This window comes from Streptococcus jiangjianxini, from assembly GCF_040225085.1.
GTDB lineage: Bacteria > Bacillota > Bacilli > Lactobacillales > Streptococcaceae > Streptococcus > Streptococcus jiangjianxini.
Map to the genome: position 1 here is coordinate 175,428 of NZ_JBEHGL010000001.1, position 23,223 is coordinate 198,650.

At 39.7% G+C, this 23,223-nt stretch carries 26 protein-coding genes; 2 read left to right on the forward strand and 24 right to left on the reverse strand.

Features of this window, described 5'->3' with window-relative positions; all coding sequences use genetic code 11:
- Positions 1–245: 245 nt before the first annotated feature.
- The 6 genes from ABP870_RS00970 to serC form a co-directional block, all read right to left on the reverse strand.
- On the reverse strand, positions 246–1,343 hold the full coding sequence (locus ABP870_RS00970) for an MmcQ/YjbR family DNA-binding protein (RefSeq protein WP_350013637.1): 1,098 nt from the start codon (positions 1,341–1,343) through the stop codon (positions 246–248).
- 31 nt (positions 1,344–1,374) lie between these two features.
- A complete protein-coding gene (locus tag ABP870_RS00975; protein ID WP_350013638.1) occupies positions 1,375–1,902 on the reverse strand; it encodes a GNAT family N-acetyltransferase in 528 nt (175 codons plus the stop codon).
- A 46-nt stretch (positions 1,903–1,948) separates the two neighbouring features.
- The gene (locus ABP870_RS00980; protein ID WP_350013639.1) at positions 1,949–2,122 is read right to left on the reverse strand and encodes a DUF6440 family protein; all 174 of its coding nucleotides are present in this window, start codon (positions 2,120–2,122) and stop codon (positions 1,949–1,951) included.
- Positions 2,123–2,195: 73 nt separating this feature from the next.
- Positions 2,196–3,377, reverse strand: a complete 1,182-nt coding sequence (locus ABP870_RS00985) for a 3-phosphoglycerate dehydrogenase family protein (RefSeq protein ID WP_350013640.1) — start codon at positions 3,375–3,377, stop codon at positions 2,196–2,198.
- A 76-nt stretch (positions 3,378–3,453) separates the two neighbouring features.
- Positions 3,454–4,002 (reverse strand): GNAT family N-acetyltransferase, encoded by a 549-nt coding sequence (locus ABP870_RS00990; protein ID WP_350013641.1) that lies wholly within the window; start codon positions 4,000–4,002, stop codon positions 3,454–3,456.
- On the reverse strand, positions 4,002–5,093 hold the full coding sequence (serC, locus tag ABP870_RS00995; RefSeq protein WP_350013642.1) for a 3-phosphoserine/phosphohydroxythreonine transaminase: 1,092 nt from the start codon (positions 5,091–5,093) through the stop codon (positions 4,002–4,004). Before serC ends, ABP870_RS00990 begins: the two co-directional genes overlap by 1 nt.
- Before the next feature lie 158 nt (positions 5,094–5,251).
- Between serC and ABP870_RS01000 the strand changes: the two genes are divergently transcribed.
- A complete protein-coding gene (locus tag ABP870_RS01000; protein WP_350013643.1) occupies positions 5,252–5,887 on the forward strand; it encodes a copper homeostasis protein CutC in 636 nt (211 codons plus the stop codon).
- An 81-nt stretch (positions 5,888–5,968) separates the two neighbouring features.
- On the opposite strand, the gene ABP870_RS01005 is transcribed toward ABP870_RS01000, so the two are convergent.
- The 18 genes from ABP870_RS01005 to ABP870_RS01090 all read right to left on the reverse strand — a co-directional run bounded on the left by ABP870_RS01005 (position 5,969) and on the right by ABP870_RS01090 (position 21,658).
- Positions 5,969–6,358, reverse strand: coding sequence for a DUF5684 domain-containing protein (locus ABP870_RS01005; protein WP_350013644.1), 390 nt, complete (start codon positions 6,356–6,358; stop codon positions 5,969–5,971).
- 151 nt (positions 6,359–6,509) lie between these two features.
- Positions 6,510–7,376: a 16S rRNA (cytidine(1402)-2'-O)-methyltransferase gene (rsmI, locus tag ABP870_RS01010; RefSeq protein WP_350013645.1), complete on the reverse strand. Its 867-nt coding sequence runs from the start codon at positions 7,374–7,376 to the stop codon at positions 6,510–6,512.
- 2 nt (positions 7,377–7,378) lie between these two features.
- Complete coding sequence (gene yabA, locus ABP870_RS01015; protein ID WP_350013646.1) at positions 7,379–7,699, reverse strand: DNA replication initiation control protein YabA; 321 nt, start codon at positions 7,697–7,699, stop codon at positions 7,379–7,381.
- A gap of 29 nt (positions 7,700–7,728) precedes the next feature.
- Positions 7,729–8,628 (reverse strand): DNA polymerase III subunit delta', encoded by a 900-nt coding sequence (locus ABP870_RS01020; RefSeq protein WP_350013647.1) that lies wholly within the window; start codon positions 8,626–8,628, stop codon positions 7,729–7,731.
- On the reverse strand, positions 8,621–9,268 hold the full coding sequence (gene tmk / locus ABP870_RS01025; RefSeq protein ID WP_350013648.1) for a dTMP kinase: 648 nt from the start codon (positions 9,266–9,268) through the stop codon (positions 8,621–8,623). Before tmk ends, ABP870_RS01020 begins: the two co-directional genes overlap by 8 nt.
- Before the next feature lie 65 nt (positions 9,269–9,333).
- The gene (locus ABP870_RS01030) at positions 9,334–9,993 is read right to left on the reverse strand and encodes a CBS and ACT domain-containing protein (RefSeq protein ID WP_350013649.1); all 660 of its coding nucleotides are present in this window, start codon (positions 9,991–9,993) and stop codon (positions 9,334–9,336) included.
- Between the two features lie 227 nt (positions 9,994–10,220).
- Entirely contained in the window at positions 10,221–10,397 is a 177-nt protein-coding gene (locus ABP870_RS01035; RefSeq protein ID WP_350013650.1) for a hypothetical protein, read from the reverse strand.
- A gap of 248 nt (positions 10,398–10,645) precedes the next feature.
- The gene (locus tag ABP870_RS01040) at positions 10,646–11,356 is read right to left on the reverse strand and encodes an ABC transporter ATP-binding protein (RefSeq protein ID WP_350013651.1); all 711 of its coding nucleotides are present in this window, start codon (positions 11,354–11,356) and stop codon (positions 10,646–10,648) included.
- On the reverse strand, positions 11,356–12,120 hold the full coding sequence (locus tag ABP870_RS01045; protein WP_350013652.1) for an ABC transporter ATP-binding protein: 765 nt from the start codon (positions 12,118–12,120) through the stop codon (positions 11,356–11,358). Before ABP870_RS01045 ends, ABP870_RS01040 begins: the two co-directional genes overlap by 1 nt.
- Complete coding sequence (locus tag ABP870_RS01050; protein WP_350013653.1) at positions 12,120–13,073, reverse strand: branched-chain amino acid ABC transporter permease; 954 nt, start codon at positions 13,071–13,073, stop codon at positions 12,120–12,122. The genes ABP870_RS01045 and ABP870_RS01050 overlap by 1 nt, the downstream gene beginning before the upstream one ends.
- A 4-nt stretch (positions 13,074–13,077) precedes the next feature.
- On the reverse strand, positions 13,078–13,947 hold the full coding sequence (locus tag ABP870_RS01055; protein WP_350013654.1) for a branched-chain amino acid ABC transporter permease: 870 nt from the start codon (positions 13,945–13,947) through the stop codon (positions 13,078–13,080).
- Positions 13,948–14,083: 136 nt separating this feature from the next.
- Positions 14,084–15,259, reverse strand: a complete 1,176-nt coding sequence (locus ABP870_RS01060) for an ABC transporter substrate-binding protein (protein ID WP_350013655.1) — start codon at positions 15,257–15,259, stop codon at positions 14,084–14,086.
- Between the two features lie 376 nt (positions 15,260–15,635).
- A complete protein-coding gene (locus ABP870_RS01065; protein WP_350013656.1) occupies positions 15,636–15,890 on the reverse strand; it encodes a DUF2129 domain-containing protein in 255 nt (84 codons plus the stop codon).
- Between the two features lie 93 nt (positions 15,891–15,983).
- Positions 15,984–16,586, reverse strand: coding sequence for an ATP-dependent Clp protease proteolytic subunit (locus ABP870_RS01070; protein WP_277952188.1), 603 nt, complete (start codon positions 16,584–16,586; stop codon positions 15,984–15,986).
- Between the two features lie 181 nt (positions 16,587–16,767).
- Positions 16,768–17,397 carry a uracil phosphoribosyltransferase gene (upp, locus tag ABP870_RS01075; RefSeq protein WP_350013657.1) on the reverse strand — a complete coding sequence of 210 codons (630 nt, stop codon included), beginning with the start codon at positions 17,395–17,397 and terminating at the stop codon, positions 16,768–16,770.
- Positions 17,398–17,489: 92 nt separating this feature from the next.
- Positions 17,490–18,656, reverse strand: a complete 1,167-nt coding sequence (locus ABP870_RS01080; protein WP_350013658.1) for a MalY/PatB family protein — start codon at positions 18,654–18,656, stop codon at positions 17,490–17,492.
- Positions 18,657–18,665: 9 nt separating this feature from the next.
- Positions 18,666–19,760: a cystathionine gamma-synthase gene (locus ABP870_RS01085; protein WP_350013659.1), complete on the reverse strand. Its 1,095-nt coding sequence runs from the start codon at positions 19,758–19,760 to the stop codon at positions 18,666–18,668.
- 263 nt (positions 19,761–20,023) lie between these two features.
- Positions 20,024–21,658, reverse strand: a complete 1,635-nt coding sequence (locus ABP870_RS01090; protein WP_350013660.1) for a putative polysaccharide biosynthesis protein — start codon at positions 21,656–21,658, stop codon at positions 20,024–20,026.
- Between the two features lie 88 nt (positions 21,659–21,746).
- On the opposite strand from ABP870_RS01090, the gene ABP870_RS01095 reads away from it, so the two are divergent.
- Positions 21,747–23,192 (forward strand): UDP-N-acetylmuramoyl-L-alanyl-D-glutamate--L-lysine ligase, encoded by a 1,446-nt coding sequence (locus ABP870_RS01095; RefSeq protein WP_350013661.1) that lies wholly within the window; start codon positions 21,747–21,749, stop codon positions 23,190–23,192.
- Positions 23,193–23,223 lie beyond the last annotated feature (31 nt).

Below are 23,223 nucleotides of genomic sequence, written 5' to 3' on the forward strand. Positions count from 1 at the left end.
ACCGAGTTTAGTTGGGAAGGAGCGAGTTTTTTTGTCATAACATCACAAAATTGCTATTTCTGAATTTAGCTAAGTAGCAATCACATCTGAACCCCAAAATAAAGCTCTTGATAATCGTGAATAAAACATCACGGATGACTAATTTGCGATAGCAAACCAATCAAAGTAACATGAAATCGTATCAGATAACACTCCCTCTTAAGAGCCATTATTGACTCAACTTTTTGAGGCAGTACCGCTCTAAGTTAAGATTTTGTTAATTGAGGAAACGTCTTCTCAAGATAATCAACTAGCTCCTTGCTTAAACGCCTAGGGCCTCTAACCGCTCTAACTCCTTTTTCGACCATCAATTCCAAAGGTAGTTGGTCATCCAAAAAAGTCTCTTTTAAAGATAGTTTCATCAACTGCTTGTTTTGTGGCTTATCCCTATTCTCTTTTTGGTCAATATTGGTCTCTAAAACCTGACAAGCATATCGAATAGCCTTAATCGGACTTGTCATGTAAATCAATACCCAATCGCCAGTCTTGATGCTGGCTTTTTGTGTCCAGAGGATTTCAGGACTTTTTGCAAATTCAGCATCGATATTATAGTATTTGGGATTAGCTGGAATCACCCAATAATCAGGCCCATTTGGATTTGATGGGGTCGTAGGGGCTACAAGCGCACGACTATTTTCAACTAGGCTAAATAAGGTCTCGTCTGATAGGCTACCGTCTAAAACAATGGTGAGCCAACTTTTCTTGGACATATGATAAGAGGGATAAATGCCTGACATCTTCAATAAATCTGGTAACTGTTTTGGGTCAACCTTGACATTGATAAATTCTACCTCTTCATGCAGAGCCTTCTGAGACCACTTTTCTCTACCAACTTGTAATTTTCCCCTCGTAACTGATCCTATCAGCCCATACCATTTTGAATTATCAGGATGTCTAAAGACGCTAAAGCCTGGAAATTTAACAAAAGGGTTATCCATATGATCTCCAAAAGTGTTTGTTAAATAATGGGCTAAGCGATTGGTTTGTTCATATTGAAAGACGTTAGTCTCAAAACAGGCTTCAGCTATTCGTGTCAAAATCTGACCATAAGATTCACGAACTTGCCCAATGAAACTTCCTTGAGCTGTGCTCGCACGAAAGGCATCGTACTCTTCTTTCAAATCCACATCTAACACCTGACCCAAAATAGAACCATCAGGTGTTATCCTAATAACCGCCTGAAACTGGTCATCCAAGAACTGTTCTCGATAGACATAAGCGCCAGGCTCCTTGACAAAACCAAACTTCTCTAGTTGCTCAAATCGAACGCTTTTTTTCTTAAAAAACTCAGATTCAAATGACATAGTCTTCCTTTCGTTTTATGGGTTTCATTCATCACTCTTTTGAGGCGATTCCTCTTAACTCATACTTTGCTGTCTCAAGATGCCTGCCTAAGTGGTTGACCATCTCTAAAGCCAGCAATCGACCACCTAATTTTTCAATCAATTGACGAGAGGGAGCATTCTTTTCGTGCGCTACAACAAGCACACTATCAATTCCTAGAGAGCGATACTGTTGTAAAGCAAACGCTATTAAGCTTTGGGCAACTCCCTGATGTCTAAAAGAAGGTGCAACTATATAACCAATATGCCCCAGTTTTAAACAATCGGGATGTGCCATTTCCCAAAAGCAAATCACAAAACCTGCAATGGCGCCTTCTACAAAAGCAAAATATCGGGTATAGGTTGGAGTATTTTGATTAGACTGCTTGATTTCCGATATATCACTTTCCGTTACAAAATCTTCGAAATCCTCAACCGGCCACCATTCCACAAATGGATTACGGCGCTTATCTTCTAATAGCTCATCTTCAAAATCCAGAAAAGCCATTTGATCACTTAAAGTTATTTTTCGAATTGCCATACTATCTCCGTTGAGCAAAAAAGCCGCTCAGATGAGCAGCCTTGATTTAGTGACTGTCATACCAGTCTTTATTTATTTTTGGTTTGCCATCCGCATCTACTAGCATAATCGGATCCTTGCCATTTTTAAGGTATTCTACTCCTGTTTCCAAATCCACAATAATAGTCGAACCAGCATTATCCGTCAAATACTCAAAACGGTTCATTAGTCTTTTTACCATATTAAAACACCTTTCATCAATCGGATAAATTTATGGTAGCAAATATGAAGAATGATTTCAATGACTAGCTTTCTTATTTTACCAGCGGAATCAAGCGTACACGCACAATGTTGTCACTTGTTTCAAATTTAGCAACCAGCTGATCAATTTTCGCTCTGTCATCTTCATCCAAATCAAGCAAGGTATAGGCATAATCGCCTTTTGAACGATTGAGGATATTATCGATATTGATGTCTAAATCTGAAACGGCTGTGGAAATGTTTGCCACAATATTAGGGACATTTTTATTAATCAAGGTTATGCGGTAAGGCGCATCTTGAACCTGATGCATGTTGGGAAAATTAACGGAATTGGTAATTTCACCTGTCTCCAAGAAGCGGCGAACAGTTTGACTTGCCATGATGGCACAGTTGAGCTCTGCTTCTTGGGTTGAACCACCCACATGTGGAAACACCGTTACCCCTTCTTTATTGAGCAGTTCTTCTGTCCCAAAATCAGTCACGTACCGCTTAACGACCCCTGTTTCTAAGGCATCAAAGAGAGAAGCATTATCCACAAGTTCTGCACGGGCAAAGTTGATAATGACAGTATCTTTTTTCATCTGAGCGAATGCTTTACTGTCAAATGTATGCTTGGTATCTGCAGTCAAAGGCACATGAACCGTGATGTAGTCAGACTGACTAAAAATCTCTTTTAAATCATTAACACGTTTCACATGACTAGAAATATTCCATGCTGTTTCAATGGATACATAAGGATCGTATCCCAATACATTCATCCCTAAACGACGCGCATCATTTGCGATTCTAGCTCCAATAGCCCCAAGTCCAATCACGCCAAGCGTTTTACCGGAGATTTCTGTTCCAGCAAACTGAGACTTACCAGCTTCTATTTGTTTAGGCACGTCTGGACCTGTTAGATGATTGACCCAAGTATTAGCTGATAGGTAATCCCGCGCTGATAACAGAATGGCTGTCAAGACAGCCTCTTTCACCGCATTGGCGTTAGCCCCTGGTGTATTAAAAACAACAATACCAGCTTCTGTCGCCTTATCGATCGGAATATTGTTAGTTCCTGCCCCTGCACGCGCAATAGCTTTAAGATTATCCGGAAAATGATTGTCATGCAGATTTTGACTACGTAGTATATAGGCATCTGGATTCTCCGCTAGATCACCATCAATTTGAAAGGCGTTGCCCAATTCTTTCAAACCAATCTTGTTAATGTTATTAAATGTCTTGACGCTAAAGACCATACTAATCTCCTTTTATCTTGCTCCATTTAAGCGAACTCATACACCTCACTCTTTCTAGTGAGTACCTGCTAAAACGTTAGAAATCGTAACGAAGCCCCTCATCGACTTCTTGATAGTCAGCTGTTTCAGACCTACTCTTCATTTTTTGATAGGCTAGTCGTTCACCTTCAAACATGACTTTTCCACAGTAAACATACCCAAGTTTTTCTAAAATGTGTTGCATGATGAGATTTTGAGGATGAGTATCACAGCGGAAATCCGGCCCCTTATGACCTTCAATCAACCCTTGCAAGAAAGTCTGTGCTACTTTTTGCCCGCTGGCCTTCTTAGAAACAGCTATTCTGTGGAAAACAGTGTATTGGTGGTTAGCATGTTTCCATTTGCCATCTGTGATTTTTTCATAAGCAGGATCTTGCCCCACAATGACTGCCGCATAAGCTACAATTTCTCCATCAATCAATCCAACCCAAGCTTGTCCTTGCAGAATATCATCAATAATATCGCTGGCTTCTGGGTACTTCCCTTGCCATTGATCACTCCCAGATGCTTTCAAAAAAGCTCGCGCCTCTTCGATAATAACCATAATAGTATCTACTTCATTGGGATGTGCTAAACGCAACTCCATTACTGATGTTCCTCCTCGAATTCTTTCATAAACGTAATCAAAGCTTCTACCCCTTCTAGAGGAAAGGCATTATAAAGACTAGCTCTCATACCACCAACACTGCGGTGACCTTTGATATTTTTAAATCCTGCCGCATTTGCTGCTTCATTAAAGGCTTTATCCAAGTCTTCGCTTGGTGTCACAAAAGGAATATTAGCTAGTGAACGGTCCTTAGCAAACTTAACTGGGCTCTTATAAAAATCAGAAGCATCGATAAAGTCATAGAGAAGACCTGACTTTTGACGATTAAGTTCTTCCATTTTAGCAACTCCCCCCAAGGATTTAACATGTTCAAAAACTAATTTTGCCATATAGATACTAAACGTTGGTGGCGTATTATAAAGAGAAGCATTATCTGCTTGGAGACGATAATCCAACATGCTAGAAAGAGCAGGCTCATCATTTAAAAAGTCATCACGAACAATAACAATGGTCACACCAGCTGGACCTATGTTCTTCTGAGCACCAGCATAAATCATCGCAAAATCTGACACCTTGTAATCAACAGCCAAAATGTTCGATGACATATCCGCAACAACTGGCACGCCATTAGTATCAGGCAAGTCATAAATACTAGTTCCCTCGATAGTATTGTTACTTGTGATATGAACATAAGCTGCTTCTGGATCAATAAGGCTAGCATCAACATTTGGAATATGGTCAAAACCTGTTTCTTCAGAAGAAGCTAAGCAGATGGGTTCAAAAGCAATTGTCTTAGACAGCTTAACAGCTTCAGTATAGGCTTTTTTACCCCAAGACCCTGCTACAACATAATAAGCCTTTTTACCTCTAGCCATGTTTAATGGCAGCATAGAGAACTGGGTTGAAGCACCCCCTTGTAAAAACAGCACCCTATAATTATCTGGAATTTGCATCAACTCTCTTAACAGCTGTTCAGCTTCTTTGATAATGTCATCAAATTCTTTGGAGCGGTGGGACAATTCCATAACACTCATGCCCGAATTGGCATAATCTAAAAACTCAGCTTGTGCTTTTTTTAAGACTTCTTTTGGCAATACTGCAGGACCTGCAGAAAAGTTATAAATTGTCATAACCACGACCTCCATTTGAAAATTAATTCATTATATCACAAATTCCTACAATATTGTCAGAATTTTTGTATAATGGTGCCATTTTTTATGCATAATCCTCAAAGGAAAATACAGACAATCATGATATAATAGCATCATCTCATCTTGAAAGGATATTTATGATAACCAAAGAATATTGTGCTGAAAATTTAACCGACTTACATAGACTAAATAGCCCAGACATTACTCGGGTTGAACTATGTGATAACTTAGCTGTTGGTGGAACAACACCTTCATACGGTGTTATCAAAGAAGCCAATCGGTACCTCCATGAAAAAAATATTACCACAGCTATTATGATTCGTCCTCGTGGTGGCAACTTTATCTATAATGATCTCGAACTTCGTGCCATGGAAGAAGATATCTTACAGGCAGTTGAGTTGGAATCTGATGCTCTCGTTTTAGGCTTATTGACAGAGGACGACCAACTAGATAAGGAAGCCATCGAACAACTCTTGCCTGCCACTCAGGGGCTTCCTTTGGTTTTCCACATGGCTTTTGATCAAATTCCTCAAGAAGATCAGTTTCAAGCCATGGATGACTTAATCGACTATGGTTTTACACGCATCCTCACTCATGGCAATCCTGATGGCAAGTCAGACATCTTTAACAACCTCACACATTTAAAAGCCTTGATTGAACACGCCGCGGGTCGAATCGACATCCTAATCGGTGGCGGAGTTACTAAGGAAAATTTTGAAGAACTAGTCAAGCTAACAGGAACTAAGCAAGTTCATGGGACGCGTCTGCTATAATCAAAAAGAGAGACTGTGCAATTGCAAGAACGGTACAGTCTCTCTTCTTTATTTAGATTATATAATAAGGCAAATTTTCATTTACTCTAGCATGTGGGGAACGATATGATAGTTATCCTCTTGAAAGGCTCTTCCAAAGGCAAGAATTAGCGTCGTGATGCCTGGGAAAAATAGACTTAGAACAGCAAGTCCCTTTGACCCACCAAAAGCCCTAACATAACAAAATCGAGTGTATAGATAGTAAAAGCCTATCGCCCAGCCAATAAAGTAATACCATTTCTCAGACTCTCCAAATGTGATTTTATGTTTAACAAAACCACCATAGAAGGGAATCAGAGAATACCAACCTTTCTGACCTGCCTTTTGAAACAATCTCCAATTTCCAATCAAAGAAAGCAACTCAGAAATCATTAAAATAAGAAAAATAAAACCATAGATGGCTCCTACGACTAGAACTTCTTCCTTTCCCATAACCTCTCCACAATTCTTTTTGATGACTTCTCCCTTTTACAAGAGAATAATGCATTCTATACTAACGTCCAGCCTCCAGTATACCAGAGTACTTCTTTATTAGATAGCCACTCCAAGTCAATCAATAGGGGCAAACACTCTACGCTATACCTTAATCAAGCTCATGATAAGCATTGTAAACTTCCTGTCGATTGAGACCACGCTCTTTAGCAACGGCTTTAATCGCTTGATTAGGCTTGGTACCTGATGCTATTCGTGCTTTAACATCCTCTAAAGGAGACAGAGTTGCTTGTTCTTCAGATATTGTAGAGCCATCATCGCCTTCAACAATTAACAGGCACTCTCCCTTCAAAGGATGCTCACTCAAGTTAGCCAACAATTCAGTGATGGCACCTCGTTGATACTCTTCATAAAGCTTGGTCAACTCTCGCACGAGAACTACCTGCCGATCTCCGTAGATAGCGAGCATATTTTCCAAGGTTGACACCACACGATAAGGGGATTCGTAAAAAATTTGGGTCTCTTGATAGCCTCGTTTGTCAGTAAAAAAGGCTTTTTGTTGTCCAGCCTTACGAGGTAAAAAACCATAAAAAATATGGGGTTGGGGAGCCAACCCACTAGCGATCAAGGCGGTAATTCCAGCTGAAGCTCCTGGTAAGGCCACCACTGAAATACCTTCTGAAATGGCTGCCTTTACCAAATCATGCCCTGGATCTGAAATGGATGGCATACCTGCATCAGATACTTGCGCTAAGGACTCTCCTTCTTTCAATAGGGAAATCAAATCTGGGATTTTTTCAAAAGCATTGTGTTCATGAAAACTAATTTGCCGTGTCTCAATGTCAAAATGCTTAAGCAGTAAACCAGTGTTACGAGTGTCTTCTGCACAAATGGCGCCAACAGTCTTCAAGGTCTCGACAGCGCGGTATGTCATATCGGATAAATTACCTATCGGTGTTGGAACTAAAAATAAGGTCCCATAGGAAGTTTGTTCTTTAAAACTCTTTTGAATTTGCATGATTACTCCCTATAAAGCAGCTCTAAACAAAAGGCGCACTGTTCATCATTTTCACGTCTCTGACCGTAAAAATCGGTACAAATATGAAACCCTTCCTCATAAATAGTATCCAAGTGTTGTTTGGTTTGATGGTGATTTTTTTCAGAATGTTGCTCACTAACATGAGTCAAACGCTCTCGCAACTTGCTATTTTCCAAACGTAGTTGCGTATTTTCTTCTACCAAATCCTGCACTTGCTTTTTAATGGCTTCAATCTCGGCTAAGGTAACCATGAGATTTTGCGAAAACCCATCAAATGCATCAAATAAATCTTTTTTAGCCACCACAGCTACCTCCTCGTGAACCTCATTCATTATGCCTGTAAAATCATGTATTCTAAAGCATTTTGAAAACTGACGTTGGATTGCCACATCCTTCTAGCAAGAATCACCTTATCTAGATAGTCAAGTGCTTTTTGATTCTTCAAATCTTGTCCCAAAAGAGAAACTAGCAATTGAAATGCCAAAGCTTGAGAATCTTTATCTGTCAATTGACTTGCTAAACGGCTTATTTCTAAGTAGGCTTTTCCTTTGTCTGTTACTAATAAGTTTACCAATCGCTCTAGTAAATTTAAATATTGTAAAACCTTAGCATCCTCCGCTAAACGTCGAGCCTCACTAACAGATGAAGCGACATCTGAAAGCAGAGCTGCTTGCTGGCGGAGCAAGCCCATTTGTTCCAAATTAGCCATAATCACTTGCTTATTTTTCCGAAAATAGAACTGTTGACAGCGACTTTTAATGGTTGCTAAGAGCTGATTGTCATCTTCAACCAAAAGAATCAAGTAAACTTGACTTTGTGGCTCTTCCATCACTTTAAGAAGGCTATTAGCAGCATTGACATGCATCTTATCCGCTCCACGGATAAGCACAACCTGCTCCTTACCTTCATAACTAGAACTGGAAAAACGACTCAATAAAGAACGCACTTCATCTGTCTTAATCAGACCATTAGTGGGTTCCAAAATGGCCAAGTCGGCAAAATCATCGTCTAAAATGAGACGGCAAGAACGGCATTGTCCACACGGCTCCTGACCCTTAAAATCTTCACAAAACTGATACTGGGTCATCCAGATAGCCATCTCCCAAGACGCAAATCCACCTGTAAATAGATAAGCATGACTGCGTTTTCCGTTAGCAAGAATCTGGCGCATCTCTGTTAATAATTGCGGTTGCTGCTGCTCCAATACAGTCGTCAAAGGATTTTTAGACATGCTTTATTTCCTTATATTTCTTTATAATAGCAGCCAAGGTATCCTCTACAACCTTATCCACAGGCTGGCTGGCATCAACCAAGACGATGCGTTCAGCATTTTCCTCAAGTAGTGCCAAATAGCCTTCGCGAACCTTTTGGTGCATCTCTAATTTTTCCAAATCCAAGCGATTTACTTCTCGATCACCATTTTGAGAAATACGCTCTAAACCAAGTTCTGAAGTAACGTCCAGATATACCGTCAAATCTGGTTGACGCTGGTCTGTTGCATAAGCGTTCAACCAAGTAATATCTGTTATCTCTAATCCACGTCCATAGCCTTGATAAGCTACTGAACTATCAATAAAGCGGTCTACCAGTACAAAAGCATCGTTTTCAAGCTTTGGTAGTATTTTTTCCACAAGATGTTGGCGACGTGCCGCAATGTAAAGCAAGAGCTCTGTTTTCGCATCCATCGCCGTATGATTGACATCTAAGATAATATCGCGAATTTTTTCAGCGATGTCAACACCTCCAGGCTCTCGAGTTGCTACAATATCCTGATCAAATATTTGCTGTAATTTAGGGATAACTTGCTCTAAAACAGTCGTCTTTCCAGCCCCATCAGGGCCTTCAAAGGAAATCAAAAATCCATTAGTCATAGTACTTCTATTTTAGCAGAATTTATCAAAAAAAACGACAGGAATTATTGTCGTTTTCTTGTCTTTCAAAAACCAGCTTTAGCCTCTGTTTTGATAATGCTTATCACTGTGATACCTTGATTTTCCAATGCTTTTTGTAAGGCATGGGTATCTGTTTGTCCTTCAATCTGAATTTCAACCAATGTTTTTCCGGACTTATGATTAGCCACGACAGTGCGGTGAATATTAAGATTGGCATCACTAATCACACGCACTACCTTTTCCAGACTCCCAATGGTATCATTTAGAAGAATATTAAGACGAAGGCCTTCTGATCCATAACCAGATACTTCAAGGAAAGCTTTGAAAATATCACGATCCGTTATAATGCCGTAAAGTTGATCATTATCCACAACAGGTAGTACGCCAATCTTGTGTTTCATCATGATGTAGATAGCATCTTCAAGACTAGCATCTTGTGAAACAGTAATGACATCACGAATCATAATATCGCGAATTCTTGTTTTATTTAGCAAATAATTCATCTCATAAATTGAGAGACTAGTTGCTTTTGAAGGCGTTGCATCAGCCATAGTTCCTTCTGTTACCAAACCAACCAGGCGATCATTTTCAATAACAGGTAGTCGGCGCAAATCGTGAGCCTTCATTTTGTCTGAAGCGTGAGCAACAGTCGTATCTGGTGATACGTAAACGACTCTTGAAGTCATAAAATCTTTAACGGGCATAGGAATTCTCCTTCAACTTGTTCAATATATTAATACAACCAATAGAAAAACAGTCACTACCTATCATCTACTAACTTAGAAAGGCTACCTAGCTGCCATATCATTCACTAGTAACATTGTTATTTCTTGATTAAAACTATCCGCTGGATAGGAGCGGATGATGCTCAGGCAATCCGTAGTTACAACCTAAAAAGAATAACCAGAGGCAAGGATAACGGCTATCGCAATTATCCTTTCTTGATTAACATTGTCCACCAAAAAATACGGCGAATTGTGTCACAATCCTTATCCACAACCTTAAAAGGTCCACCGGCTGCAATGACAATTGCTAGCGCAATTTTTATTTCCCGATTAACATTGTCCACTGGTAAAACACGAAAGATTGTTGCACAATCCTTATCCACAACCTAAAATGGTCCACTGGCTGCAATGACAATTGCTAGCGCAATTTTTATTTCCCGATTAACATTGTCCACTGGTAAAATACGAAAGATTGTTGCACAATCCTTATCCACAACCTAAAAAGGTCCACCGGCTGCAATGACAATTGCTAGCGCAATTTTTATTTCCCGATTAACATTGTCCACTGGTAAAACACGAAAGATTGTTGCACAATCCTTATCCACAACCTAAAATGGTCCACTGGACCTTTTTAGCCACCCAGATATGCTTTTCTGACATCATCTGATTCAAGGAGTTCTTGTCCTGTTCCTGATAAGACGATTTTTCCAGTTTCTAAGACATAACCACGGTCTGCGATTGAGAGGGCTTTGGTCGCATTTTGTTCAATCAGGAGCACCGTTGTGCCCTGTTTTTGAATGTCTTTGACAATATCAAAAATTTCTTGAATAAATATTGGTGCTAATCCCATTGATGGCTCATCAAGAAGCAAGAGTTTGGGCTGACTCATAAGGGCGCGACCCATGGCTAGCATCTGTTGCTCACCACCTGATAATGTAGCTGCATCCTGATTTTTACGTTCTTCAAGACGTGGGAAACGCTCAAAAATACTTTTTAGATTTTTTTGATTTTGATCCTTATCCTTTTTCAAAAATGCACCCATTTCAAGATTTTCCATAACGGTTAATCCTGGGAAAACATGGCGCCCCTCTGGAACTTGTGATAAGCCATCAGACACAATCTTACGAGCAGGCACTCTCTGAATCTCATCTCCTAAGAAAAGAATTTTACCTTCCTTAGGACGAATTAATCCAGAAATGGTTCGAAGAATCGATGTTTTACCGGCACCATTAGCACCGATTAAAGAAACAACTTCTCCTTCATTAACCTCAAAAGAAACATTTTTTACCGCCTCAATTGCCCCATAGCTGACCGACAGGTTTTCTACGTGTAACATAGCCATTAGACATCACCTCCAAGGTAGGCTTCAATAACGCGTTGATCTTTTTTAATCTCATCTGGTGTACCGTGCGCAATTAGACGACCATACTCAAGAACATAGATACGCTCGGTCACTTCCATAACCAGACTCATATCATGCTCAATCAAAATAATGGTAATCCCAAATTGGTCCTTAACTTGGCGGATAAGTGCTGTCAATTCCGCTGTTTCCTGTGGGTTCATCCCTGCAGCAGGTTCATCTAAGAAAAGAATTTTAGGTTGAGTAGCTAGGGCACGCACGATTTCAAGACGGCGTTGCTGTCCATAAGGCAAATTCTTTGCTAAATGAGTTGCATAACCATCAAGTCCAAAAATTGCCAACAACTCCGTAGCTTTTTGACGCAATCTGTCTTCGCTAGCATAGAACTTTGGTAATCGCAATAAGGAAGACAGAAAATGCGACTTTTTGGTATTACTCATACCAAGCAATACATTATCTAAGACTGTCATATCTTTGAAAAGACGAATATTTTGGAAGGTACGAGACAAGCCAAGCGAAGCAATGGTATAAGGTTTTTTTCCATTTAACAAGGTACCATCAAGCATCACAGATCCTTCAGATGGTTCATAAACTCCAGTTAAAAGGTTGAAGAGAGTGGTCTTTCCAGCACCATTAGGACCAATAAGACCAACCAATTCACCTTCATTCAGCTCCATGGTAACGTCACCAACAGCTGTCAAACCACCGAAATGTTTGGTTAAATGTTTCACTTCAAGTAAAGCCATTAGTTATTACCCCCTTTATTTTTTTGAATGAATTTAGACAACATCAATTCTTTAGTCCCCAAAAGTCCTCCCGGACGGAACACCATTACTAAAATTAAGGCTAAAGAATAGATAATCATACGCAAATCAGCAACATTCTGCAAATACATGTTAAGAATTCCCAACACAATAGCAGCAACAACAGTTCCAGTCATTGACCCAAGACCACCTAAAACAGCAATGATCAAATAATCAATAGAGCGCATAATCGTAAAATCTTTAGGGGCAACAGTCCCAATATAACCAACGTAGAGAGAGCCTGCGATAGCCGCTGTCATCGCAGCGATGGCAAAGGTAATCACCTTTACTTTTGTTGTATTCACTCCCATTGACTCCGCAGCAATTTCGTCCTCACGCACAGAAATAACTTGACGACCTGTGGCACTTCGTAGATAGTTCATCAAAAGCACTGCAATAATCACAACGAAGATGAAAACAACTTGCCAGCTTGTATAAGGAAGAATCCCTGTCAAACCAGCTGCGCCGTTGGTCAAGTCACCACCATTGACAATAGCGATACGGATGATTTCCGCTACACCAAGTGTTGCAATCGCAAGGTAGTCACCTTTAAGACGCAGTGTCGGAAAACCCACTACTACCGCAATGATACCTGCGACAATTGCACCCACAAGCATTGACAGGTAAAAACCGACATACGTTGGATTAGCTTGAGTCATAATAGCTGTCGCATAAGCACCAATGGCCATGAATCCAGCTTGACCAAGTGAGAATTGTCCAGAAAAACCTAAAACCAAGTTGGTTCCCATAGCCATAATGATTGAGATACCAATTCCCATTAAAATCTGAACATGATAAAGCCCTAAAATACCTGTACTAACTAAGCTATTGAGGACAAGAAAAGCGACTATAATAAGGCCTAGCCAAGCTAGGATTGATTTGATATTTTTTGTCATTTGCTTATACCTTCTCCTTAATATTTTTACCAAGAATACCTGCCGGACGAACTAAGAGAATAATGATCAAGATGGCATAAACAACAGCATCTTTGTAGCTTGACAATCCCATTGCTGTCGACAGTGTTTCCAGCATCCCAATCATAAATCCACCGACGGCTGCACCAGGAATGATTCCAATCCCACCGAGAACAGCAGCAACAAAAGCCTTGATACCAGGTGCCATCCCCATGAGAGGATTCATTGTATTATAGTAAAGACCAATCAGCACTCCTGCCGCCCCAGCCATGGCAGAGCCAAGAGCAAAGGTAAAACTAATCGTTGCGTTAACGTTGATCCCCATCAATTGTGCGGCATCGCTATCAACAGAAACGGCACGCATGGCTTTACCCATCTTTGTTTTCTTAACGATGAAGTTAAGCGCAAGCATCAATAAAATAGATACTGCTAAGATAATCAATTGAATATTAGTCACACTAATGGCACCTAAATCATATTTAATCGTTGTGATTGCCTGTGGAAAGGCGCGCGCTTCAGCACCGACCAAATAGACCATGCCATATTCTAAAAGAAATGAAACGCCAATTGCTGTAATCAAAGCTGCAATACGCGTTGAATTCCTAAGTGGTCGATAAGCCAAAAACTCAATGATGACCCCAATAGCAGCTGTGATCAGCATTGTTACTATTAAAGCAACAAAGACGTTCATATGGAAAGTTGAAATCAGATAATAACCAACAAACGCTCCCATCATATAGACATCACCGTGTGCAAAGTTAATCAACTTGATGATACCATAAACCATGGTATAACCTAGCGCCAATAGTGCGTAAACACTTCCCAAAATCAGACCATTGACAAGTTGTTGTAACATAAGAGTTTACCAAACTTTCTATCAAAATGATAACATCTGAGAAGGGTTCCTCCCCAGATGTTATCTTGTGTTTTAATTCTGAAGCAAGTCGGGTAGTAATGGTCATCAGAAACCTTACCTACCTCGATTTTAGATATTATTTGTCAGCTTCAACAACGGTAGCTGAACTTTCCTTGCCGTCTGTAAGGCCAACAACTGATACGGATTTCACTGGATTGTGCTTCTTATCAATCGTCATTGTACCAGTAGCGCCTTCAAAGTCTTTTGTTTTAGCAAGGTTTTTAGCAATTTCAGCAGAATTTTCAGCACCTTTTGCTGCATCTGCTACCATGTAAACAGAGTCATAGCCAAGAGCCGCAAACATTGATGGTTCTTCACCATATTTTTCCTTGTAAGCTTTAGCAAATGCTGCTGCTTTTTTAGAGGTTTTAGCTGAGTATCCTGAAACGTAATAAACGTTTGAAGCATTCTTAGCCCCTGCCAACTCGACCAGTTTATCATCCGCAAAGCCATCAGGACCAACGATAGGAGCATCAATTCCCATTTCACGGGCTTGCTTGATGATTGTACCAACTTCTTGGTAGTAACCTGGCATTACGATGGCATCGAAATCGTCATCTTTGAATTTTGTCAGAGCTGATTGAAAATCAGTGTCTTTGGCTTGGAAGGTTGACTCACTAACAATGTCACCTTTATAGTGCTTTTTAAACTCTTTGGCTATCCCTTTTGAATAGTCACTCGAATTATCATAGTAAAGGACTACTTTTTTTGCTTTTAAATCCTTGCTAAGAAATTTGGAAAGGACCTCACCTTGATAACTGTCGATAAAGGTTGTTCGAAACATGTATTGTCGTGTCTTTCCATCTTTTCCAACGGTTAAATCATCCTGTGTTGCCGCTGGTGCTACCAGTGGTACAGCTGCTTTTTCAGCATTTGGACTAGCTGAGGCAACGGCTGACGATACCATTGGACCTACGACAGCATTAACGCCACTTTCCGTTGTCAAGTTAGTGGTAACCGTAGCTGATTCTGAGTTGTCAGATTTATTGTCCTTAACAAACGCTTTGATTTTCTTACCGTCAACACCACCATCTTTATTGATCTCAGCAATCGCCAATTGAGCACCATTTTTACCAGCGTTACCATAAGCAGAAACATCACCCGTTGACTCAAAGTTTAATCCCACTTTCAGCGTATCACCAACTTTAGTTCCTTCTGTGTTTGAACTTGAACTATTAGGAGCAGCACTACAAGCTGCAAGAAAGGCTGTACTCATCAATGTAACAGCGACAAAAGTTAATTTTTTCTTCATAAAGCAATCTCCTTAAAGTATGTTACACAATAATACTGAATTATCAGAATATTGTCAATACTTTATTTCTGAATTTTTCAAATTTTTTAAAAAATGACCTTAAGAAGCTTCTAAGCCTATCAAATTGAAGAAAAAAATCTCTTAGAAATACTGTGACATCAATACTTCTAAGAGATTTATTATTTAAAGACGTAAAAGTCATTTTCTTGATAGTTCATGTTCGGAAGGGGTTGTCTACTTTCTTAAAGACTGTTAAGCCTCTTTCTCCAGAACTTTGAGAAACAACTGTAACACTTGACAGTTTTGCTACGCTTTTACCCTTTTCATTAACAATCAACAAAAAAATAGACAGTCCTCAAGAACCGTCTATGTGTTATCAATCATCATGGTTGTCCAGATTACCTACAAAATTCGTATCGATATCATCGAGAGCCGACGGTTTAACCTTTTTAACATATTTCATTGTTTTTAAAGTTGACACAATGTCTTCTTCCTGATCTTTATCAATATATATCATGACATATTTAAATCGTTTGGAATGGTAAAAAATATCACCCAATTTACTTAACTTTCTAGCATCGCGATTATAGTAAAGGTAAACCGCAAGGCTCATTCTTTCTTTGATTTCCATAGTTTCCTTTTTCTTATTCAGTCTTATTTTTACTATTATAGCAAATTTTCCCAAATAAAAAACCTGCCAAGGCAGGTTAAATCGCATTCTTTATTATTTTAATTCATTGTTATCCATGATAGCGTCGATGAAGCCATATGCAAGTGTTTCTTCAGCATCCATCCAGCGATCACGTTCAGCATCGATATGGATTTTTTCCATACTTTGCCCTGAATTATCAGAAAGAATTTTTTCTAATTTGTGACGTGTTTTCAAAAGATGCTCAGCAGCAATAGCCATATCTGTTTGTTGCGTACCGCCACCAGTACCTCCCATCGGTTGGTGCATCATGTATTCTGCGTTTGGCAACATGAAACGTTTACCTTTGGCACCTGATGATGCGATAATGGTCCCCATTGAAGCTGCCATTCCCATAACAATGGTTTGCACATCAGCTTTAATGAAGTTCATAGTATCAACGATGGCTAAACCAGCAGAGACAGATCCACCGGGTGTATTGACATAAAGGTAAATATCTTTAGTAGGGTCTTGGGCATCCAAGAAAAGCAACTGCGCGATCACTGAGTTTGCCATGTTATCTTCAACTGGACCCGTTAACATAATAATACGGTCTTTTAACAGACGTGAGTAAATATCATAAGAGCGCTCACCGCGTGACGTTTGTTCAATAACTACAGGAATCATATTTTTCTCCATTTCATTGTTTGTTAGCAATTTCAATTGCCAATTTAATGACTGATTTTATTATATGACTTTGGTCAAAAAAGGTCAAATAAAAAACTCATTTTTTTAGCATTCTAAGCTAGAGAGTGCTAATTCAACATCTAAAAGGAAAGAGCAATCTCTTGCTCTTTCTAGGCTAAAGCCGACACTATTGCTATTTTGTACCAAAGAGACGGTCACCCGCATCACCAAGACCAGGAACAATGTAACCATGCTCATTTAGTTTTTCATCAAGAGATGCCGCATAGATATCAACATCTGGATGAGCGGCTTGTAATTTCTCCACACCTTCTGGAGCAGCCACCAAACACACAAAGCGAATATTTGTCGCACCGCGTTTTTTGAGCGAATCGACTGCCAATATAGCTGATCCACCAGTCGCAAGCATTGGGTCAACCACAAAAATTTGGCGTTGATCAATGTCTTCTGGTAATTTAACCAAGTATTCCACTGGCTCAAGCGTTTCCTCGTCACGATACATACCGATATGACCAACTTTAGCAGCTGGAACGAGGCTCAAAAGGCCATCTACCATACCAATACCAGCACGAAGGATTGGAACAATAGCTAATTTCTTACCAGCCAATTGTTTTTGAATCGTTGTTGTCACTGGCGTTTCAATTTCAACGTCTTCAAGAGGCAAGTCACGAGACACTTCGTACCCCATCAACATAGCAATTTCATCAACTAATTCTCTAAAATCTTTTGTTGGAGTCGTTGAACGACGTAAGATCGATAGTTTGTGTTGAATGAGCGGATGTGAAATGACTTGGAATTTTCCCATGATTTAAAACCACTTTCTATTGTTTTTATTTATTATATCAAAAAATCCTCCGCGAGGGGAGGATTTAAGTAGGTCAATCCAACAAAATTCAACTATCCTTTTGGGAAAGCTTTGACCAAGCGCTTCAGCGCTTCTTCTATCACGTGGGTGGGCGTTGCTGTATTTAGACGGAAATGATACTCTCCCTCTTTTCCAAAAGTTAAACCATCGTTTAGGATTAATTTGACATCTTCTTGAAGAATGTTTCCAAGCTCATTATGGCTAATGCCATAGTTAGAAAAATCTAACCAAACCAGATAAGTGCCTTCTGGTTTCATGACCTTGATATCTGTTTGTGTGGTCAAGGTTTCAGTCAGTAGATTGATATTCCTCTCCAGAACTATTTTTAATTCATCCAACCAGTCCTTACCATACCTTAGTGCTGTTTCTGTGGCTAAGAAACCTAGCGTGGAGACTTCATGCTGATTATTGACCAACTGTGCATCCTTAAAAGCTTTTCTTAGTTTAGGATTTGGGATGAGTGCAAAGCTATTTTTGGTTCCTGCAATATTGAAGGTCTTAGTTGCACTCGTCAATACCAGAGCAAAATTCTGATAATCAGCATTAACAGACAAGAGACTATGATGCTTATGTCCAAAAAGTACCAAATCTTGGTGAATTTCATCTGAAATCAGATAAACACCATATTTTCGGCAAAGTTCTGCTACCCTAACAATTTCCTCTTTGGTCCAAACTCGTCCACCAGGATTATGAGGACTGCAAAAAAGATAGAGTTTAACATCATGATCAACCAAGTCTTTTTCCAATTGTTCAAAGTCTATCTCGAAGTGCCCATTCTTGTCTATCAAGGAATTGCTTACTAAAAGGCGTTTGGCTAACGTGACACTTCGTGCGAAAGGAGGATAAACCGGTGTGTTAATGAGAACAGCATCTCCTTTTTGTGTAAAAGCATTAATAGCCACTGAAATAGCTGGTACCACTCCTTCAATCAAGACAATGTCTTCTTTATTAAGGATAACTTGATGCTGTGTTTTTTCCCATTCTTGAACGGCCCGGTAGAGACTATCTTTGGGAGCATCATAGCCAAAAACGGAAGTTTTAGCAAATTCTTCAAGTGCTTCTGTCATAGCCGGAAAAATCTGAAAGTCCATGTCCGCAATCCAAAGAGGAATAATCTCTGGATCATGTTTAACTTTTTGCCACTTGATGGCATTGGTTTTCAGACGCTCTGGAATATCGGTAAAATTATACTTGGTCATATTAACGCCTCACTTACTCAAAGCTTGCTCTAAATCAGCTTTCAAATCTTCCACATCTTCAATTCCTACCGATAGTCGCAACAAATTATCGGACAAACCATAAGAAAAGCGTACCTCAGCAGGAATATCAGCATGCGTTTGTGTAGCCGGGTAGGTAATCAGACTTTCTACACCACCCAGACTTTCTGCAAAACTAATCACTTTGAGACTATTTAAGAGTGCAGGAATTTTTCCTTGATCTTTAACTTTAAAAGAAATCATCCCGCCTTTTCCTGTGTAAAGAACTTCTTTAACAGCCACATGATTTGCTAGAAAAACCGCCAAGTCTTGAGCATTTTTTGTCACAGCTTCCATACGGATTTTAAGGGTTTTGAGTCCACGCATGAGAAGATAAGAATCCAGTGGAGATAAATTAGGCCCAGTGGTATTGTAATGATACATGAGTGTTTCAAAAAGTTCTGTACTATCTGTAATAACAACACCTGCTAAGACATCGTTGTGACCTGATAAGTATTTTGTTGCTGAATGAATGACAATATCAGCACCAAGCGGAATCGGGTTTTGGTAAACAGGGCTAAAAAAAGTATTGTCAACCAAGACTTTTGCCCCATTATCATGAGCGACCTTGGCCACTTTTTCAATGTCAAATTCGACCATTAAGGGATTGGTTGGGGTTTCAATATAAACCACATCAGTCGATTCATCGATGGCAGCGATCATCTCCTCTTCGGTATTAGCATAAGTAATACTAAAACGGCCTTCTGACTCCTGACTGTTAAACCAACGAAAAGAACCGCCATACAAATCACGCGCTGCAACGACCTTACTTCCATGAGAAAAGACTGAAAAAGCAAGCACAATAGCACTCATACCTGAACTGGTTGCAATAGCATACTGTGCTTGTTCGATTTTTGCCAGCGTTTCTTCCAATGCACTTCTGGTAGGATTCTTAGTTCGTGTGTAATCAAAACCAGTAGACTTGCCAAATTCTGGGTGTTGATAAGTGGTTGATAGATGGATTGGAGCCACCAGTGAGCCGGTTGCATCATCTGATTTGATGCCTGCTTGCGCTAAAATAGTAGCCAATTGATAAGCTTTTGTCATAACTCTCCCTTTCTGGTTTTAGAAAGCCTCATAATAGTCACCTTTAATCAAGTACATTTATTCTAACATTTCTCAGAAAAGATAACAGATGAAGGATTATACCGATTTATGATAAAAGGATATAGTTTACCATTATAGCGATAAACCAACACGAGCCTAGTGACTCTAATAGTTTTTAGGCAACCGAGGATAGTTACTAGTTAAAAGCTTTCTTCCGAGTAATGTAAAAAGGCTAGACATTTGTCTAACCCAATATCATCGATTTATGAAATCTTAAATTTCTCACGAAGACGACCAGCACGCCCACCAATCAACTTATCCAGCATGCGCGTTTTAAGCGACATGTAGCCATAACTTAACACACCAACAGCACCAACTATAACAACATAAAGCACACTGTGAACACGACTAGCAGGATCAAGCACAAAACTTAAACCAAATGTCACAATTGCCGTCAAAACGGCCATCACAAGTGTCATCAGATTAATCATCTGCAAACGCCTTGTCAAACTAGAAGCATCAATCGGCGTCAACTGTTGCAGGCGAAGATAGCTTAAGACTATCGGAACCGCTAAAGCAATAGAAGTTGATAGAAGTGGACCATAGCCATGGAACAGGTAAATCATGGGAAGCTGTAAGGCAATCTTAGTTATTAATCCATAAATGAAATACCGCATGGCTTTTCGATTTTCAAACATGGCTTGAAGCATGGGAGACAACATGATGTAAAGGGCTAAAAATACTGTCTGCACCATTGCTGCTACAAACAGACCAAGTGCCATGTCACTAGGTGCGCCATAAAAAACAGTATATACTGGCTTGGCTAACACAAGAATGCCGACAATCGCTGGCATAATAAACATAAAGAGCAGTTGTAAGTTATTAGTAATCAAACTAGCGGCTGCCTTCATATCTTTTTTAACGTAGTTTTCCGTCAATAAAGCAATCCCAACACCACCAATGGAAGCTGCAACAGATACCAGGAGCATAACAACCTTATTAGGATTTGACGCAAAATAAGCAAATTGAACCAGCAAATCCGAACGGCTATAATCTGTTATCATTTTCATAAAAGGAACATAAGAAAACTGATCAATCAAACTAAAGACTTGAACGGCTGAGCCGGTCACGATAAAAGGGATTGCTTCTTTCAAGGTCTCAACAAACAAAACCTTGGCATCAACAGAGACATCTTTTGTTTTTTCAAAAAAAATTGGCTTCAACAAGTTTGATTTAGCCAAATAAAAGATCAAAACAACCATGCTGGCTAACATTCCAAGGAAGGCCGCAAAGGTTGACTGAGTAACAGCCTTAACATAATCACCAGAACCAAGCTGCATGATAAAATAAGCTGTTAAAAGCATCCAAATAACACGGATAAATTGTTCAGCTATTTGACTCTTAGCAGACGGAGCCAAATCATTGTGTCCCTGAAAAACGCCTCTAATGACACTCATCATTGGGAAAATAAAAACAGACCAAGATAGGCTTTGAATAACCGGGACTAGTTCGTTACCCGCTCCTGACAGTTTGGCAATAACCGGAGACAAAAAAAACATAATCCCAGCACTAATAAAACCAATAATCAGCATGAACTTTAAGAATTGACGAATCAATTGCATGGCCTCAGACTGCCTGTCCATGGCATTATATTTGGCAATCTGTTTTGCTACTGCCACATTCAAACCTGATGTAGAAATCAAGAGAAAAAGTGAGTAGATGTTATAACCTTGCGTAAAAAGTGCATTGGCTTCATTAGCATGCTTACCCATCCACAGATACCAAGGAATGATATAGATCACTCCCAATAAACGACTGATGAAACTTCCAGCTGCCGACCAGGCAGTCCCGCGCATCATCTGCTCCTGTTGGGAGATTTTTGATTTGCTTTCAGACATTTTCCAATCCTTCTAAATCTTCTTCAATTCATTATAAACTTTTACATAAGACTTGTAAAACTCTAACCATAGGTCTAAAATAAGAAGTATGATAACAATAGAAACCGTATTAGATATATTAAAGAATGATCAAAATTATCGCCAAATCAACCACCCTAATGGTTACTTCTTTAACTGGCAGGGAGTCTGTTTTGATAACTTAAGCTATGATAGCCGAGAGGTCAATGCTCAGACACTCTTTTTTGCCAAAGGGGCATCCTTCAAAACTGAATTTTTAGAACAAGCCGTTTCTAAGGGTCTCAGCTGGTATATCTCTGAAATTGATTACGAAGTAGGAATCCCTGCAATCTTAGTTAATGACATTAAGCAAGCAATGAGTTTAATTGCTATGACTTTCTACAACAACCCCCAAGAGAAACTCCAATTACTGGCATTTACAGGGACTAAAGGTAAAACCACGGCTGCCTATTTTGCCTACCACATCTTGAAACAACATGATAAGCCAGCCATGCTATCAACCATGAACACAACCTTAGATGGCAAAACCTTCTTTAAGTCAACTTTGACTACTCCTGAAAGTTTAGACCTCTTTAAAATGATGGCTGAAGCGGTCTCAAATGGTATGACACACCTAATCATGGAAGTCTCCAGTCAGGCTTATCTGGTAAAACGCGTCTATGGATTGACTTTTGATGTTGGCGTCTTTCTCAATATTAGTCCTGACCATATCGGGCCGATTGAACACCCAACTTTTGAGGATTATTTCTATCACAAGCGCCAGCTAATGCTTAATAGCCAGGCAGTCGTTGTCAATAGTAGCATGAATCACTTCCAAGTAGTTAAAGAACAAGTTGAAACTCGTCCTCATGATTTCTATGGTCAAGATTCTGACAACGCTATTGAAAACAGCTCTGCTTTTTCGTTTGATGCTAAAGGAAAACTAGCTGGACATTACGATATCCAATTAATTGGTGACTTTAATCAAGAGAATGCTATTGCCGCAGGATTAGCTTGTCGACGTCTAGGCGCAAGTCTTGAGGATATCCAAAAAGGGATTGCTGAAACCAGTGTTCCCGGTCGTATGGAAGTTTTAACACAAGCAAACGGTGCTAAAGTATTTGTCGATTACGCCCATAACGGCGATAGTCTAACCAAGTTGCTTGATGTTGTCAGCCAGCATCAAAAAGGACAGATTACTTTGATATTAGGCGCTCCAGGCAATAAAGGGGAAAGCCGGCGTGCTGACTTCGGTCATGTCATCAATCAGTACCCTAAGTTAAGGGTTATCTTAACGGCTGATGACCCCAACTTCGAAAATCCACAAACCATCTCTGAAGAAATCGCCAACCATATTGATCGACCTGTTAAGATCATAATCGACCGTGAGAAGGCTATCCAAACCGCTTTGAAACACACTACCAATGAAGACGATGCCGTCATCATTGCTGGTAAGGGAGCAGATGCTTATCAAATCGTCGAAGGAAAACATGCTGAATACGCTGGTGATTTAGAAGTCGCAAAATTATTTTTATAATCATTCTTGATACTTTTTTGAATGATTATTA

Bases quoted from the DNA above. Each gene is read 5' to 3' on its own strand.
- ABP870_RS00975 (WP_350013638.1), bottom strand. From the start codon at position 1,902: ATGGCAATTCGAAAAATAACTTTAAGTGATCAAATGGCTTTTCTGGAT.
- ABP870_RS00985 (WP_350013640.1), bottom strand. From the start codon at position 3,377: ATGGTCTTTAGCGTCAAGACATTTAATAACATTAACAAGATTGGTTTG.
- ABP870_RS01060 (WP_350013655.1), bottom strand. From the start codon at position 15,259: ATGAAGAAAAAATTAACTTTTGTCGCTGTTACATTGATGAGTACAGCC.
- serC (WP_350013642.1), bottom strand. From the start codon at position 5,093: ATGACAATTTATAACTTTTCTGCAGGTCCTGCAGTATTGCCAAAAGAA.
- ABP870_RS01085 (WP_350013659.1), bottom strand. From the start codon at position 19,760: ATGACAAAAGCTTATCAATTGGCTACTATTTTAGCGCAAGCAGGCATC.
- ABP870_RS01095 (WP_350013661.1), top strand. From the start codon at position 21,747: ATGATAACAATAGAAACCGTATTAGATATATTAAAGAATGATCAAAAT.
- ABP870_RS00990 (WP_350013641.1), bottom strand. From the start codon at position 4,002: ATGGAGTTGCGTTTAGCACATCCCAATGAAGTAGATACTATTATGGTT.
- ABP870_RS00980 (WP_350013639.1), bottom strand. From the start codon at position 2,122: ATGGTAAAAAGACTAATGAACCGTTTTGAGTATTTGACGGATAATGCT.
- ABP870_RS00970 (WP_350013637.1), bottom strand. From the start codon at position 1,343: ATGTCATTTGAATCTGAGTTTTTTAAGAAAAAAAGCGTTCGATTTGAG.
- ABP870_RS01050 (WP_350013653.1), bottom strand. From the start codon at position 13,073: ATGACAAAAAATATCAAATCAATCCTAGCTTGGCTAGGCCTTATTATA.
- tmk (WP_350013648.1), bottom strand. From the start codon at position 9,268: ATGACTAATGGATTTTTGATTTCCTTTGAAGGCCCTGATGGGGCTGGA.
- ABP870_RS01055 (WP_350013654.1), bottom strand. From the start codon at position 13,947: ATGTTACAACAACTTGTCAATGGTCTGATTTTGGGAAGTGTTTACGCA.
- ABP870_RS01080 (WP_350013658.1), bottom strand. From the start codon at position 18,656: ATGACCAAGTATAATTTTACCGATATTCCAGAGCGTCTGAAAACCAAT.
- ABP870_RS01040 (WP_350013651.1), bottom strand. From the start codon at position 11,356: ATGGCTATGTTACACGTAGAAAACCTGTCGGTCAGCTATGGGGCAATT.
- ABP870_RS01065 (WP_350013656.1), bottom strand. From the start codon at position 15,890: ATGGAAATCAAAGAAAGAATGAGCCTTGCGGTTTACCTTTACTATAAT.
- ABP870_RS01045 (WP_350013652.1), bottom strand. From the start codon at position 12,120: ATGGCTTTACTTGAAGTGAAACATTTAACCAAACATTTCGGTGGTTTG.
- ABP870_RS01090 (WP_350013660.1), bottom strand. From the start codon at position 21,658: ATGTCTGAAAGCAAATCAAAAATCTCCCAACAGGAGCAGATGATGCGC.
- ABP870_RS01070 (WP_277952188.1), bottom strand. From the start codon at position 16,586: ATGGAGAAAAATATGATTCCTGTAGTTATTGAACAAACGTCACGCGGT.
- rsmI (WP_350013645.1), bottom strand. From the start codon at position 7,376: ATGCAAATTCAAAAGAGTTTTAAAGAACAAACTTCCTATGGGACCTTA.
- upp (WP_350013657.1), bottom strand. From the start codon at position 17,397: ATGGGAAAATTCCAAGTCATTTCACATCCGCTCATTCAACACAAACTA.
- ABP870_RS01030 (WP_350013649.1), bottom strand. From the start codon at position 9,993: ATGCCCGTTAAAGATTTTATGACTTCAAGAGTCGTTTACGTATCACCA.
- ABP870_RS01005 (WP_350013644.1), bottom strand. From the start codon at position 6,358: ATGGGAAAGGAAGAAGTTCTAGTCGTAGGAGCCATCTATGGTTTTATT.
- ABP870_RS01000 (WP_350013643.1), top strand. From the start codon at position 5,252: ATGATAACCAAAGAATATTGTGCTGAAAATTTAACCGACTTACATAGA.
- ABP870_RS01020 (WP_350013647.1), bottom strand. From the start codon at position 8,628: ATGTCTAAAAATCCTTTGACGACTGTATTGGAGCAGCAGCAACCGCAA.